Annotated in this window: 13 protein-coding genes; 7 read left to right on the top strand and 6 right to left on the bottom strand. The window is 38.2% G+C overall.

Annotation, left to right across the window (positions count from 1 at the left end; translation table 11 throughout):
• The first annotated feature begins 3 nt into the window (after positions 1-3).
• Positions 4-3,111 (top strand): DUF5107 domain-containing protein, encoded by a 3,108-nt coding sequence (locus IL355_RS15360; protein ID WP_192462998.1) that lies wholly within the window; start codon positions 4-6, stop codon positions 3,109-3,111.
• A 47-nt stretch (positions 3,112-3,158) separates the two neighbouring features.
• Here the strand turns inward: IL355_RS15360 and IL355_RS15355 are convergent, their stop codons facing one another.
• Positions 3,159-4,007, bottom strand: a complete 849-nt coding sequence (locus IL355_RS15355) for a DUF2911 domain-containing protein (protein WP_192462997.1) — start codon at positions 4,005-4,007, stop codon at positions 3,159-3,161.
• A gap of 79 nt (positions 4,008-4,086) precedes the next feature.
• Positions 4,087-5,259, bottom strand: a complete 1,173-nt coding sequence (locus IL355_RS15350; RefSeq protein WP_192462996.1) for a T9SS type A sorting domain-containing protein — start codon at positions 5,257-5,259, stop codon at positions 4,087-4,089.
• A 124-nt stretch (positions 5,260-5,383) separates the two neighbouring features.
• Here IL355_RS15350 and IL355_RS15345 point away from each other — a divergent pair, with 124 nt between their 5' ends.
• Genes IL355_RS15345 through IL355_RS15335 form a run of 3 tightly spaced genes read left to right on the top strand, consistent with a single transcriptional unit; the run spans position 5,384 to position 7,918 of the window.
• Positions 5,384-5,881 (top strand): SRPBCC family protein, encoded by a 498-nt coding sequence (locus IL355_RS15345; protein WP_192462995.1) that lies wholly within the window; start codon positions 5,384-5,386, stop codon positions 5,879-5,881.
• Positions 5,882-5,893: 12 nt separating this feature from the next.
• The gene (locus tag IL355_RS15340) at positions 5,894-6,586 is read left to right on the top strand and encodes an SDR family NAD(P)-dependent oxidoreductase (protein ID WP_192462994.1); all 693 of its coding nucleotides are present in this window, start codon (positions 5,894-5,896) and stop codon (positions 6,584-6,586) included.
• Between the two features lie 21 nt (positions 6,587-6,607).
• Positions 6,608-7,918 carry a cryptochrome/photolyase family protein gene (locus IL355_RS15335; protein ID WP_192462993.1) on the top strand — a complete coding sequence of 437 codons (1,311 nt, stop codon included), beginning with the start codon at positions 6,608-6,610 and terminating at the stop codon, positions 7,916-7,918.
• A 2-nt stretch (positions 7,919-7,920) separates the two neighbouring features.
• Here IL355_RS15335 and IL355_RS15330 read toward each other — a convergent pair whose 3' ends face one another.
• Positions 7,921-8,970 (bottom strand): DUF6340 family protein, encoded by a 1,050-nt coding sequence (locus IL355_RS15330; RefSeq protein WP_192462992.1) that lies wholly within the window; start codon positions 8,968-8,970, stop codon positions 7,921-7,923.
• Positions 8,971-9,268: 298 nt separating this feature from the next.
• Between IL355_RS15330 and IL355_RS15325 the strand changes: the two genes are divergently transcribed.
• Entirely contained in the window at positions 9,269-9,682 is a 414-nt protein-coding gene (locus IL355_RS15325; protein WP_192462991.1) for a hypothetical protein, read from the top strand.
• A 2-nt stretch (positions 9,683-9,684) separates the two neighbouring features.
• Here IL355_RS15325 and murA read toward each other — a convergent pair whose 3' ends face one another.
• The 3 genes from murA to IL355_RS15310 all read right to left on the bottom strand — a co-directional run bounded on the left by murA (position 9,685) and on the right by IL355_RS15310 (position 12,024).
• On the bottom strand, positions 9,685-10,992 hold the full coding sequence (gene murA / locus IL355_RS15320; protein WP_192462990.1) for a UDP-N-acetylglucosamine 1-carboxyvinyltransferase: 1,308 nt from the start codon (positions 10,990-10,992) through the stop codon (positions 9,685-9,687).
• 15 nt (positions 10,993-11,007) lie between these two features.
• Entirely contained in the window at positions 11,008-11,655 is a 648-nt protein-coding gene (locus IL355_RS15315) for a DUF4290 domain-containing protein (RefSeq protein WP_192462989.1), read from the bottom strand.
• An 81-nt stretch (positions 11,656-11,736) separates the two neighbouring features.
• Positions 11,737-12,024 (bottom strand): DUF493 family protein, encoded by a 288-nt coding sequence (locus IL355_RS15310; protein ID WP_192462988.1) that lies wholly within the window; start codon positions 12,022-12,024, stop codon positions 11,737-11,739.
• A gap of 87 nt (positions 12,025-12,111) precedes the next feature.
• On the opposite strand from IL355_RS15310, the gene IL355_RS15305 reads away from it, so the two are divergent.
• Both IL355_RS15305 and IL355_RS15300 read left to right on the top strand, forming a co-directional pair.
• Positions 12,112-12,675: an AAA family ATPase gene (locus IL355_RS15305; RefSeq protein ID WP_192462987.1), complete on the top strand. Its 564-nt coding sequence runs from the start codon at positions 12,112-12,114 to the stop codon at positions 12,673-12,675.
• On the top strand, positions 12,675-14,570 hold the full coding sequence (locus tag IL355_RS15300) for a RecQ family ATP-dependent DNA helicase (protein ID WP_192462986.1): 1,896 nt from the start codon (positions 12,675-12,677) through the stop codon (positions 14,568-14,570). Before IL355_RS15305 ends, IL355_RS15300 begins: the two co-directional genes overlap by 1 nt.
• Positions 14,571-14,580: the final 10 nt, after the last annotated feature.

The following is a 14,580-nucleotide window of genomic DNA, read 5'->3' as shown; positions in this document are numbered from 1 at the left end:
ATTATGCATCTTACCACCAAACAACTATTATTTTTTCTAGGCCTTAATTTACTATTCTCAAAGATAGGAGCTCAAAATGTTACCATTAGGGAAGAAACTATCCCATTAGAAACCTATGATTACGGTAAACCTAATCCGGTACCAATTTTAAGTGAGAACCCCAAGATATACCCCTACTTCAAATTTGAAGAATACGAGCATCAATCATCAAAAAAAGAATGGAAGGTAGTTACCCTAGAAAACGATTATATAAAAGTGTTGGTACTACCTGAAATTGGTGGTAAGGTTTGGGGAGCCATTGAAAAAAGTACAGGAGAAGAATTTCTTTACAAAAATGACGTGGTAAAGTTCCGAAATATAGCTATGCGAGGCCCTTGGACCTCTGGTGGGATTGAATTTAACTTTGGAATTATTGGCCATCATCCCGGTACGGCAACACCTGTAAATTATCTCACCAAAAAAAATGACGACGGTAGTGTAAGTTGTTTTGTGGGTACCACGGATTTACCTTCCAATACAACTTGGCAGGTAGAAATACGATTGGAAGAAGACAAAACTTATTTTGAGACCAATGTAAACTGGTACAATGCTTCCCCTTTATCCCAATCTTACTATAATTGGATGACGGGCGCAGCAAAAGCTTCCGATGACCTTCAGTTTTTTATTCCCGGTACCGCCCATTTAGAGCATGGAGGAAAAGCGCATTCATGGCCAATTGATGACGAAGGAAGGGACTTGTCGTTTTATAAAAACAATAATTTCGGCTCTTCTAAATCCTATCATATTGTTGGGACCTATCAAAATTTCTTCGGCGGATATTATCACGATACGGATTTTGGCTTTGGACAATGGGCTCCCTATGAAGAAATGCCAGGACAAAAATTATGGTTATGGGCGCTTTCAAGATCCGGGGGCATTTGGGAAGACCTTTTAACTGACAAAAAAGGCCAATACATTGAATTTCAAGCAGGAAGGTTGTTCAATCAATATTCGCCCGGTGAGACCAATCCCATCAGTCAAGTAGGCTTTGACCCCTATTCAATGGATAGCTGGAGTGAAATTTGGTTTCCGTTTAAAAAAATTAAAGGTATGGTAGATGCCTCGCCCTATGGTGTTTTAAATGTCACCAAAGTAAATGGGCAAATAGTAGTGGGACTTAATGCCCTTCAACCATTGAATCATAAGCTAAAAGTTTATAAAAACGGAACTCAACTTTATAGTGAGATGTTGGTATTAAAGCCTATGGAAATTTATCAAAAATCCCTTGACCTCGATGAAAACGATGAAATTGAAATAATTGTTGAAGGCGCTGACCTCAATTACAGCTTAGATTCTAAAAAATTAGAGTTAAAAAGACCTTTTGCTCCTAAAGAAAATGTTGTTCTTAACGGAAACGACCAATTGCTGTTTGAAGGAGAAGAAGCCCTTGAGTTTCGAGATTTTGCTCTGGCCGAAGAAAAATTTAATGAAGTCTTGGCAATGAATCCTTCTCATATGCAAGCTTTGACAAATCTCGCCGATATTGAAATAAGAAAGGCCAACTACGATAAAGCATTGAAACTTTTAAACAAGGTCTTGTCACTTGACACCTATCATACAAAAGCGAATTATCTAGCTGGTCTTGCTTACAGGAAGAAGAACGATTTTGTTAACTCACTAGAATCTTTTGGTTGGGCGGCGAGAGATATAAAATTTAGGTCGGTTGCTTTTGCCCAAATGGCAGAACTATATCTATTAAATCAAAACTTAAAAAAAGCAACACTGTATTCCAAAAAGGCTTTGGATTTCAATACATATAACTTAAATGCCAGAAGAGTACAAATAATAGTTTCACGCTTAACTGGTGATGTTAAAGAATTTGAGCAAAAACTATTTGAATATAGAAAATTGTTTCCTCTGGATCCTTTTGTACAGGCAGAAAGCCATTTTAATAAAGAAACTAGCCTAGAGCTTAGTTTAGATGCGGAATTAAGCGATGATATTATACTTGGGCTCGCACTAGATTACGTAAGTGTTGGTTTGAATAATGAGGCTAATGGGCTTCTAAGCTACAGTTCTGAAACCGTAAAAAACAGATTATGGCTTGCCTTCATCAACGCCCACAAGAAACAAGAAAGACCTTCAAACATTTTGCATGATATAAGCAAAGAACCTGTTGACTTCGTACACCCCTTTCGCCCAGAAACACTTGATATATTAAATTGGGCTACTACCGAGAATGACCATTGGAAATACCAATATTACTTGGCACAAAACCTATATGCGGTGGGAAGAAAAAAGGAAGCGGATAACATTCTTGAAAATCTTAAAATGCTACCAACTTCTGATGTTTTTTACCGATTTAGAGCTCAAATGCTTTCTGAAAGGAATATAGATTTAATCAATCAAGATTTTGAAAAAGCCTTAAGCTTAAATAAGTTCGACTGGAAAATTTGGGAGGAGTACATCCATTTTTGCTTGGACAACAAACTGTATGATCAAGCCTATTCCCTCTCTAAAAAAGCCTATAAAAGTTTTAAAAATAATTACAACATTGGCTTGGCACATGCAAAAAGCTTATTGGTAAAGGAAGAGTACGGTGAAGTAGTTAAGTTACTCAAGGCAATTAAGGTATTACCATATGAACATGCTAGCGAGAGCAGAACTATTTATGAGCGTGCCCATTTAGCCTTGGCCGTTAACTTGTTAGAAAAGAAAAAATTTAGTAAAGCTATCGACATTTTGAGAAAAGCGAAAGAGTGGCCTGAATACATCGGAGTAGGTAAACCATTCGACCCAGATCAAAGAGCTCAAAATTTTTTATTGGCGAAAGCTTATCAGAAAACAGGTGATCCAATTCAGGCAAAGGAACTTTATAATTCTATTGCAACTTACTCCACAGGGCATCCTGACCGAAACACCATTAATCATATATATGGTCTATTGGCTTTTAAAGAGTTAAAAGAACATCAACAATTAGAGGAATTTAAAAATATAATAGCCAATAATTCAGAAAAACAAGTACATACCAGGGTAGCGTTAGAAATATATGGTAATCCTAATGACATTGTAATTCCTGATAATATTCCTTCCGATATTTTGGATGTAATCAAATACGCTTATGAACAATAAAAAATGCCCCTCTTCAGGGGCATTTTTTATTGTTTCAAGCACTTAAATTACTTAGCTCCCCACTCTTTTAGAGAATCGGTATTCATTTTGATGTAATCATCATTACCCGCTTCCTTCGCTTTGGCCAATGAAGCTTTTGCAGCCTTAATTGCCGCCTTTTTATCTCCTACCTTAGCCTTGATCAAGGATTGCTGACGTAATTGCCAAAAGGCAGGCTCATCGGTCATTTCTATGGCCTTGTCCATCCACTTATCGGCTTGAGCTATGTCCTTATCTTCTGAAGCGTAATAAACCGCAGCGCCAAAATAGTCATTGGCCGTAGGGCTTCCGGCCATTACGCTTTCAATACTTTTAGACACCTTTTTATCTGTAGGAAATTCCAATGGTATTCCAACATAGGTACGCTCCCACATTAAACCTAACAAGGCAGAACTATTGGTCAAATCATCTAAAGTGATGGTAAAAGTTTCAATATCTACCGGTAATTGGTAAGCATCCACAGTTGTTTTAGCAGCTACTTTAGAATCGTCCCATTCCTGTGGGTATCCTCCGCCATCGGCTTCGGTGTAAAAATAAATTTCCCAAGATTGTTGGCCTGGCTTGGTATATAGCGCGTAAGAACCTGCGGCTAAAGTCTGCCCCGCAACCTTAACGTCATCACTAAATGTAATCTTGGTTCTGGCATTGGCACCGGTACGCCAAAGTTCCCCATAGGACTCTAATTCACCAAAGATTTTTCTCCCACGCATAGAAGGGCGGGAATACTCTACGGTAACATCTGTCAAACCTACTTTTTGTTCCAGTTTGGAAAAGGGACTTGGTGCAGGTGTGGCTATTTGTGCTTCCGCTGCCAGGGAAAGTAAAAAAGCAAAGGTTAAAAGGAATAATTTTTTCATTTGAATTGATTTTATAGTTTCTCAAAACTAGTTATAAACTAAAATTGAGTTTGTTAAGAAATACTTAAATTAAAAATACTCAATCAACCACAAATGATTTGGAAATCAACTTTTTACCTCCTTTAATCGTCATAAAATATACCCCAACTGGAAAATCAGAAACATCAACGTAGTAAGGGTTGGCATCCGGTAAAAGAATTTCTTTTATCCTTCTGCCTGTAACATCAAAAATATGTAGGTACTCTATTGTTCCAAACTCAATGTCCGCCTCAATGGTAAGAACAGAGTCCGTTGGACTATTCTTTATTCTAATGTGCTCCTGCAATGGAATATCTGTAGAATCCTTGGGAGTTTCCTGAGGAGAATTTTCAACATCCGGAGAATCATCTAAGCCATTTGCTACAAACCTTGCCTTATACAGTCGAGATTTGAAATTGAGCGATAAATTACTGTTCTCATAATTCTCACTACTAATAAAAAATTCAGTTTCCCCCGCAAAAGTGACAGCTTCTACTTGAGATATTCCAATTTTCAACCGTTCCTGTTCTATTTGACCACCAAAAATGCTTCGCTTATCAAGTCCCTTAATTTTTGTAATGAAAGGATTTAATAAATTAGAATATCCCACTAAAATTAAATTCTCCTTTTGAAAAGTTGCCCCGGTAACCAATCCGTTTATTTGATAACCATCCAGTTTTTGGGCCGTATGGGTACCGCTAGTCTTAGGTAAAGAGTAGGCTACAGTTCCATTGGTCTTCCATTGTTTCGTAAGTATTATGATTTCATCTTGGTAAACAAACAAAGCTTCAGCATCCCAGTCAGAATTTCCACTATCTACAAATTCCAATTGGTCTTCATACGTAAATTGTATCTTTTCAGCGGCTACCTCCTCCAACGAAAAAAAATCTTCCTTTAAAATCTTTAGAATACTTAAATCTCTTCGTACCCCCCTATTGTTACCAATATCCCCTATATAAAAATGTTGGTCATCTTGAGCTATGTCTTCCCAATCCACATTTTCTGCATTGGTAATTACCACTCGTCTATTAACAGTCAAGTTGATAGTATCCAATTCATATAAAATAGGTTCATTGCCCGAATCATTATGCGTTATTAATCTACCGGAATCATAAATAAGCCCTGATGTTTCCCATACTTCTTCTGGAAGTTCTCCCATAATTGTTGCCTCCACTTGGGCATTTGATACAAAATGTACCATTGGTAAGAGAAAAATGTATAGAAAGTGTTTCATATCATTTCGGGTGATGAAAATACAAATTCGACAGAAATAGAACTCAATCCATGAAAAAACTAATTGTTTAACTATTATAGTTTATTATTAAACAAAATGAATATATCTTTGAACAAAAGTAGTTATGAAACTATATCAATTGTACTCTAAACAAGACCTCCCTATTTCAAAAGGACAAGCATGGGAATTTCTATCAGACCCCAAAAACTTAAAAGTTATTACTCCAGACCACATGGGGTTCCATATACTATCTGGAGCGGACAGGCCTATGTTTCAGGGACAAATTATTCAGTACAAAGTTTCTCCTTTTCCTGCGGTCAATACGCGTTGGGTAACAGAAATTACCCATGTCAAGGAGGGTGAATATTTTGTAGATGAACAACGTTTTGGCCCCTATGCACTATGGCACCATAAGCACTTCATAAAAGAGATAGAAGGAGGGGTTGAAATGGAAGATATAATTGATTATAAGCTTCCAATGGGCATTTTAGGGCAGTTAGCCCATCCTCTATTGGTCAAGAAGCAACTGAGACAAATATTTTCCTTTAGAGAACAAAAACTTATTGAGCTATTTGGTATTATGCCCAACGGTAATCGAGAATTTTACATGAAAGCGATTTAAATCGATAAACACATGAAAAAAAATATTGTATTGATAGGAGGTTCTCATGGAATTGGATTTTCATTGGCAAAAATACTTTCGGAACATCACAACGTTTATGTCGCTTCGCGTACTGTTGATAAGCTGGAATCATTAAATGTAACCCACATTCCTTTTGACGTTACCAAAGACACCTTGGATACTACATACTTACCAGAAGAAATTAACGGGTTTGTGTACTGCCCCGGCAGTATTAATCTAAAACCCTTTAAAATGATGGGGGTTGACACATTTGAGCAGGATTTAAACTTAAATTTTATAGGTCTTGTAAAAGTTATTAAAAAACTTATGAATCGATTTACACAAAACAGTTCCCTAGTTTTCTTCAGTACCGTCGCTGTAGGAACGGGTATGCCCTACCACACGAGTATTGCTGCGGCAAAAGGAGCGATAGAAGGCTTTGCAAAATCGTTAGCTGCGGAATATGCCCCAAAAATAAGAGTGAACGTAATCGCTCCTTCATTAGTAGATACTCCGTTAGCAAGTAAACTTTTGAGCAACGAGAAAAAACAAGAGCAAATGGCGGAGCGGCATCCGCTGAAAAAGGTAGGCAACCCAGAAGAAATAGCGAAAATGGCTAAATTCCTTTTACTGGATGATAGCAGTTGGATAACAGGACAAGTTTTGCATTTAGATGGTGGCCTATCTACATTGAATATTCATTAAAGAAGATAAATAATAAGTTGTATGTCTGATAAGATTTCAGTTTTTTGGTTTCGAAGAGATTTACGCCTAGATGATAATGTAGGTTTTTTGGCGGCATTAAAAGGAGAACATCCTGTGATGCCTATTTTTATTTTCGATTCTGAAATACTTGACAAATTACCAGAAGACGATGCTCGGGTAACCTTTATTCATGAAACACTTCAGAATATGAGGAAAGAACTTCAAGAAGAATACGGAAGTTCAATAGGGATGTATCATGGTACTCCAAAGCAAATTTACAAAGAACTCATTTCTGACTACCAAATTGATTGCGTATATACTAACCACGATTACGAACCCTATGCGAAAGAAAGAGATGAAGAAATAAAAAAGCTCCTAAATGACAACGATATTGAGTTTAAAACCTGTAAGGACCAAGTTATTTTTGAAAAAGATGAGGTAGTCAAAGATGATGGCGACCCCTATATAGTGTACACTCCTTATAAAAATAAATGGAAGGAGCATTTTAATGCTGATGAACACTTGAACATTCATTACACTAGTCAACATCTCGATAACCTTGTTAAAAATAGCCGACTTCCGAACCTCTCACTGAGTGATATTGGCTTTAAAACCTCATCTGTTAAAGTTCCCGATTATTCGGTTACTCCTACCCTAATCGAGAATTATGAGAAAACAAGAAACTTTCCTGCCAAAGACCAAGGTACCTCGCGTTTAGGTCCGCATTTGCGCTTTGGAACCGTTTCTGTTCGTAAGATGGTCAAAAAGGCTATCGCAGAAAAAAATGAAGTTTTTTGGAGTGAACTTATCTGGAGGGAATTCTTCATGCAGATTCTCTACCATTATCCAAAAACGGTCAACGAGGCTTTTAAGAAAAAATACGATAGGATTGATTGGAGAAACAATGAAGAGGAGTTTGAAAAATGGAAAAACGGTGATACGGGATTTAAGTTGGTAGATGCAGGAATGCGCGAACTCAATGAAACCGGATACATGCATAATCGCGTTCGCATGTTGGTGGCCAGTTTTCTATGTAAGCATTTGCTAATTGATTGGCGTTGGGGCGAAGCCTATTTTGCCGAAAAATTACTGGATTATGAAATGAGCAGTAACGTAGGCAATTGGCAATGGGCCGCGGGTAGCGGTGTGGATGCAGCTCCTTATTTCAGAATTTTTAATCCGATGACGCAAGTCGATAAATTTGATAAGGATAGAAAATATATTTCAGAATGGGTTCCGGAACATGACTCGGATTCCTATCCCGATAAAATGGTCGATCATAAAGAGGCTCGGGAACGCTGCTTGAAAGTCTATAAGGAAGCCGTGAGCTAAATTTATCTTGCCAATTGCTTGTCGAGTATTCGCTGCTCTGACATTCGATGTTTTAAGATATTCACATACCTAAGGGCGTTACTAATTTCATAATCAGCATACGACCTTGAGGCCCACTCCATGGCCTTGTTCAGGTCTCCATTAATTTCGTTAATAATGGCCATATTGTAACAAGCACGGCCGGCTATTTTCATATCAGGGTTTTGAACTTCACGCTCCCATAAGTCTGCAGCACCATCCCAGTCTCCCGTTTGAGCTCTTCTTTGGGCGATTTTAAAATTATCCGTTCCCCTAACAAAATACTCCCTAGTCACCCTTCTACGTAAAGGCCTTAAATCCGAAGCGTACGCGCTACCTAAATTAGTACTTGTCTGTATTACAGCTTCCTTTCTTCCAATTATAGCTTCCACGGCCTTCATGGGATTAATTCCTTCGCCGTGACTAACAACTTGGTGATTTTCGACAATTTCATCCAAGACAATTTTGTGGTCGGGATTGTAAACACGCCATCCGTTTTTAATGGTAGTAAACAAGGTCACCTTGTGTCCGGGTACATTCGCCTTTATTCCCAGGTTATTGGGAATGTTTATCATTTTGGTTTCAAAATCTACCTTGGTATCGGTATCGTACATTTCTAAGGATAGTAACGCGTCTACCCCATTTTCTTCACATATTTTTTCAACATCTTGCCAATTTAACGCTGCAGGAAAAACTCCTAATCCCTTCTTTTGAACTTCAATGTCATTTAAAACCTTAACAGATTCAAATCTTTTGAGGGCCGTAAGTTCATCGTACAATCCTGAGACCGCTGCCTCCGCTCCTTCTTTATCAAGGTTGAGGCCTTCCAATGATAGAATTTTGTCAATTTTATCCACAGTCTTGTTTCCCTCAGAAGGTAAACTTCTGTTGATCAAGCCAACCTTTACAACATCGTTGGGCACATTGATTCGTGCAGGTTCTAGAACCCCCATGGTCAATGTACTGGTAGAACTACAGCTAGTGAAAAAAATGGTCAGAAAAGCAGTCGTGATTATAAAACGGAAAACTCTCATATCGGTTAAGTTTGGTTTAGGTCTTGATTTGGAACAAAGACTTACTTAATAACTGCCAACCACCTAATTACATTGCCTAAACAGACCTAATGCCCCATGTACATGATTGGATTCCAATACTTTCTTCCTTAATTTGAATTATTGTCCCTATAAGCGAAAAAAATACTTTGAATTCAAAATCGACTATTTTAGTTTGAAAATTAAACTTGTTTCCATTTAGACGTAGTAAATCAATAAATCTTTTATTCTACAAGCTGAAAAGACTCAATAAAAACTCGACCCTTTAAATTAAACTGTAATGACCTTAAAGATTTGTCAACTGCTTTTCGATTTTGGATTAGTGGTACTTATTTGGGTAGTGCAACTTATCATTTATCCAAGTTTTAAAAATTACGCCAAGTCTGATCTGAATCAGTGGCACCCAATTTATGTGCATAGAATTGCTCTGGTGGTCATTCCCCTGATGTTCGGGCAGTTAGGTTTAATACTTGTTGAAGTTGTAAAACGATTTTCTTGGTATTCCTCAGTGAACCTAATATTGATCCTTTCTGTATGGGCATTTACTTTTCGTTTTTTTGCTCCCGCACACAAAAGAATTTCAGAAGACAATTATACGCCTGAACTCATTCGAAAGTTGATACAAAAAAATTGGGCCCGCACCGTAGTGTGGACCCTTGTATTCATATGGAACCTTCTGCGGTTTCCTTGGTGAACTTAAACTCTGGTAATTTTGGCACCAATGGCCTGTAAACGGGTGTCTATGTCTTCATACCCTCTATCAATCTGCTCTATATTGTGAATGGTAGAAGTACCTTTTGCAGATAAAGCGGCAATAAGCAAAGAAACCCCTGCCCTAATATCGGGCGATGTCATTGTTGTAGCCTTTAAGGTCGATTTGAAATTGTGACCTATGACGGTAGCCCTATGTGGATCGCAAAGGATGATTTTAGCACCCATGTCCAATAACTTATCCACAAAGAACAAGCGGCTTTCAAACATTTTCTGATGAATTAGGACTTCCCCTTTTGCTTGGGTGGCCACCACCAATATAATACTTAACAAATCAGGCGTCAATCCAGGCCAAGGAGCATCTGCAATGGTCAAAATAGACCCATCTATATAATTCTGTATTTCATACCCATTTTTATGCTCAGGGATGTAAATATCATCGCCTTTTTGCTCCAGTTGAATTCCCAGTTTTCTAAAAACGGTAGGTATTTGTCCTAAATCTTCCCAACTAACATTTTTGATGGTCAGCTCACTTCGGGTCATGGCAGCCAAACCTATCCAGCTACCAATCTCGATCATATCTGGAAGCATGGTATGTTCCGTACCTCCCAGTTCTTTTACCCCTTCAATCTCCAATAAGTTAGAGCCAACTCCTGAAATCTTGGCGCCCATACGATTCAACATTTTACAAAGTTGCTGTAAGTAAGGCTCACAAGCGGCATTGTATATAGTCGTTTTTCCTTCTGCCAAAACAGCTGCCATAAGAATATTGGCCGTACCGGTTACGGAGGCTTCGTCTAAAAGCATGTAGGTGCCCTGAAGTTTATCGGCCTCTACCCCATAAAAATACTCTTCCTTATTGTATCTGAATTTGGCCCCTAGATTGATAAAACCTTCAAAGTGGGTGTCCAATCTTCGGCGACCGATTTTATCGCCACCGGGCTTGGGAATATATCCCTTACCGAACCTTGCCAATAACGGACCAACCAACATAATGGATCCACGAAGTCCGCGCCCATCTTGTTTAAATTGTTCGGATTGTAGGTAATCCAAATTAACATCATCCGCTTTAAAAGTGTAGGAACCTTTGCTTTTTTTCTGGATTTTCACGCCCAAATCTTCTAATATAGAAATGAGCTTGTTAACGTCTACAATGTTGGGAATGTTATGAATGGTAACTTCTTCTGCTGTTAAAAGTACAGCACAAAGTATTTGCAGGGCCTCATTCTTAGCCCCTTGCGGCGTAATTTCACCGGATAACCGGTGGCCGCCTTCAATTTTAAAGGTGCCCATGTAAGATGTTGGATATTAGTATCGCTTTTTACCGCGATTATTGTTTCTTGAATTCTTTTTGCTGGAACTACGATTGGACTTTGACACTTTATTTTTCAAAAATTGTCCGCTATCCGTTAGGTTCTCCCCAGAAAGGTCTATTTGTCCATCACTCAATTCATACAAGTGATCAAAAATTGCCTTATCATCTACCGTATCCTTGTTCCAGTTCAGATAGCATTTTTTCATATGATTGGCAATGGTATACTCCAAGCCATCTCGCATATCCCCTTTTTCCCATTTAACGGCCACATCGATCATTCTTTTGATATTGTTACCGTAAAACCTGTATTTTGGATGATTTTGAGGATACTCCAAAGGCTCAGGGCGTTTTTGTAATGTTTCCTTACTGGTAATGGGAAAGGGAGATTTTACATCCAGTTTAAAATCGGACATAATAAAAAGCTGGTCCCAAAGTTTATGCTGAAAATCGGGTACATCACGTAAATGGGGCTGGATATTGCCCATTACGCTAATAATTGCCTGCGCTATTCTATTGCGCTCCTCTTCGTCTTCTATAGATACGGCATAGTCTACCATTTTTTGAAAATGACGGCCATATTCCGGTATAATGAGCTTTGAACGCTCCGTATTATATTCTAGGGTCTCTACTGGTGGATTCAAACTAAAACTATTTTGCTTAAAAATAAGTGGAAGTAAACTAATAACGCCTGCAAATTAAGAAAATTATAGGTCAAAAGCTATTTACAGGGAAATTACACCTTCTACTTTGCCTACTTCCTTATATTTTGCGATCACCTCCTCCGGGCTTTTGAGATTCACAGTTACGGAAACGCTCGTGTACTTCCCTTTTTTGGATTTTTTTGACTCTATAACAGCCCCCGTATTATCAAATATTTTTTGGATTTGATCAATTTTCTCCGGATCACTAAGCACAATGAATTTATATAGGTAATTAGATGGCCATGTGGTACTTTCCTTTAATTGGTCTAATAACCTGGCGTAAAACTCTTCAGATTTATTCTGGTCCATACAAATGTTTTTACAAAGGTAGTCCTTCCCCCTAGCATTTTAAAATAGTTGGGGATTGATTACTTTTGCGGTTATAACGCTTTTCTATTGAATCCATTAAAAGTAGTAATAACAGGCGGCCCTAGCACCGGAAAGACTTCCGTTATAGACCTTTTGGAAAAAAAAGGGTATTTCTGCGTCCATGAGTTGATACGAAGTATGACATCGGCAGAAAAAAAAGAGGGCAATGAAGATGAATTTGTAACCAACCCTATAGTCTCTGTCAAAGACCCCGAAAAATTTAATAAGGCCTTGTTAGATGGGCGCGTGGGCCAATACCAAAATGCACTCAAAAAAAATACGAATGTAGTTTTTTTTGATAGGGGAATACCAGATGTTCATGCCTACATGCATTGTTTCGATCAAAATTATGATCAGGATTTTGCCCAACCCAATTATGATTATAGGTACAATCATATTTTACTTATGCCTCCATGGGAAGAAATTTACGCTGTTGACAATGAACGGTTTGAAACCTACGAGGAATCCTTAAGGATATTCGACAGCCTGCGGAGTACTTATATAAAATTTGGCTATGATGTTACCTTGATTCCCAAGGACTCTGTAGAAAAGCGCACAGATTTTATCCTAGACCACCTTAACTTAATTTGATGATAACAGACCCCAGAGATACATTACAACGGTATTGGGGCTTTTCAGATTTTAGAGGCTCCCAAGAAAAGATAATCAAAGCCGCCCTTAATGGTGAGGATGTCTTGGCACTCCTTCCTACCGGAGGCGGAAAATCTATCTGTTTTCAAGTTCCGGCCATGTGCCAAGAAGGAATTTGCATTGTTGTCTCCCCTTTGGTGGCCTTGATACATGACCAAGTTACCAATTTAAAAAACCGTGGAATCAAAGCAATTGCCCTAACCGGCGGAATATCTTTTGAAGAACTTGTACAACAATTGGACAACTGCCTGTATGGCGGCTATAAGTTTCTTTACCTATCTCCGGAACGATTACAACAAAATTTGGTAATAGAGCGCATACAACAGATGAACGTGAATCTTATTGCCATTGATGAAGCGCATTGCATATCTCAATGGGGACATGATTTTAGACCGGCTTATTTAGATTGTGGCCAATTGAGGGACCTGCTCCCCACTACTCCTATAATGGCCTTGACCGCGACCGCCACCAAGGAAGTTGCCAAAGATATTGTTACACACCTGAACTTAAAAGCCCCTCTAAGTGTTAAGGATTCCTTTCTAAGGGAAAATATAGCATTTAAAGTGAAAACTACGGAAGATAAACTTTACCAACTTAAACAACTTTTTGGTCGCAACAAGAGCAGTGGTATTGTGTATACCAGCTCTAGGAAAATGACGGTGAAACTTGCACAGTATTTGAATTCCAATCAAATAAGTGCCACTTTCTTTCATGGAGGATTGACCAAAAAGGAAAAACAGGACAAACTTCAACAATGGCTCAACAACGATATTTTGATTATGGTTGCCACCAACGCCTTTGGTATGGGGGTAGATAAACCAGATGTTGGCCTTGTTGTGCATTATCAAATTCCGGATAGTCTTGAGAATTACTTTCAAGAAGCAGGTAGGGCCGGTAGAAACGGCCAAGCCTCCCAGGCAATATTACTCACAAACGACGAGGATGAAGGTTTATTGAAAAAACAGTTTTTAGGATCCCTGCCAGATAGCCCATTCCTGAAGAAACTGTATAACAAACTCAATAATTATTTTCAGATTTCCTTTGGGGAAGGACATAATGAAAGTTTCCAATTTAACTTTAATGAGTTTGTTTCTGTCTATAATTTAAATCCGTATTTGGCATATAACTCCCTAAAAGTATTGGATCAGTATTCTGTCATTTCCTTATCGGAGTCATTTTCCAAACGTACAAGCATACAATTTATAGCGCGCAAAGAGAAAATATTCGATTATTTAGAGGTTTACCCTAGAGCTGCATTAGCCGTTAAAACCATACTGAGAACCTATGGAGGTATTTTTGATTTTGAAACCAAGATCAACACCCATCTTGTTGCCCAAAAGACCGGTGTTCCAGAAGCACAGATTCTTTCTATTTTAGAGCAACTGGAAAGGGATGAAATCATTGCTTACAAGAGTAAACACAATGATTTAGACCTTACATTTTTAGTTCCCAGGGAAGATGACCGCACCATCAATGTTTTTGCGCATAAGGTAAAGGAACTTAATCTCAAAAAAGCTGAAAAGCTAAGAGCAATGATGAAGTACGTTCATACGACCAAGATGTGCCGTAGCAAACAATTACTGGCCTATTTTGGAGAGCAACTATCGGATGATTGTAAAAGATGTGATGTTTGCCAAGAAAAGTATGGGAGCAACATTTCAACTAAAAGGGTACAGGAATCAATTACACATTTTTTACGAGAGGGTAGTAAGAGTTCCCGTAAACTGAGCGAACACTTAAACATAGAAGAACCAATATTGATAAAGGCGTTAAGGAGCCTTCTCGAACAGGAAAAAATAAAAATCAACACAAAAAATGAATATGAGCTACGATAAGTGTAGCCAA

The sequence above is a fragment of the Euzebyella saccharophila genome, assembly GCF_014855495.1.
Classification (GTDB): Bacteria; Bacteroidota; Bacteroidia; order Flavobacteriales; family Flavobacteriaceae; genus Euzebyella; species Euzebyella saccharophila.
Note: the sequence above shows the minus strand (reverse complement) of the source record. Positions and strands in the feature narration are given on the sequence as shown.

Bases quoted from the DNA above. Each gene is read 5' to 3' on its own strand.
- IL355_RS15335 (WP_192462993.1), top strand. From the start codon at position 6,608: ATGTCTGATAAGATTTCAGTTTTTTGGTTTCGAAGAGATTTACGCCTA.
- IL355_RS15310 (WP_192462988.1), bottom strand. From the start codon at position 12,024: ATGGACCAGAATAAATCTGAAGAGTTTTACGCCAGGTTATTAGACCAA.
- IL355_RS15330 (WP_192462992.1), bottom strand. From the start codon at position 8,970: ATGAGAGTTTTCCGTTTTATAATCACGACTGCTTTTCTGACCATTTTT.
- IL355_RS15300 (WP_192462986.1), top strand. From the start codon at position 12,675: ATGATAACAGACCCCAGAGATACATTACAACGGTATTGGGGCTTTTCA.
- IL355_RS15345 (WP_192462995.1), top strand. From the start codon at position 5,384: ATGAAACTATATCAATTGTACTCTAAACAAGACCTCCCTATTTCAAAA.
- IL355_RS15360 (WP_192462998.1), top strand. From the start codon at position 4: ATGCATCTTACCACCAAACAACTATTATTTTTTCTAGGCCTTAATTTA.
- IL355_RS15355 (WP_192462997.1), bottom strand. From the start codon at position 4,007: ATGAAAAAATTATTCCTTTTAACCTTTGCTTTTTTACTTTCCCTGGCA.
- IL355_RS15340 (WP_192462994.1), top strand. From the start codon at position 5,894: ATGAAAAAAAATATTGTATTGATAGGAGGTTCTCATGGAATTGGATTT.
- IL355_RS15325 (WP_192462991.1), top strand. From the start codon at position 9,269: ATGACCTTAAAGATTTGTCAACTGCTTTTCGATTTTGGATTAGTGGTA.
- IL355_RS15350 (WP_192462996.1), bottom strand. From the start codon at position 5,259: ATGAAACACTTTCTATACATTTTTCTCTTACCAATGGTACATTTTGTA.
- murA (WP_192462990.1), bottom strand. From the start codon at position 10,992: ATGGGCACCTTTAAAATTGAAGGCGGCCACCGGTTATCCGGTGAAATT.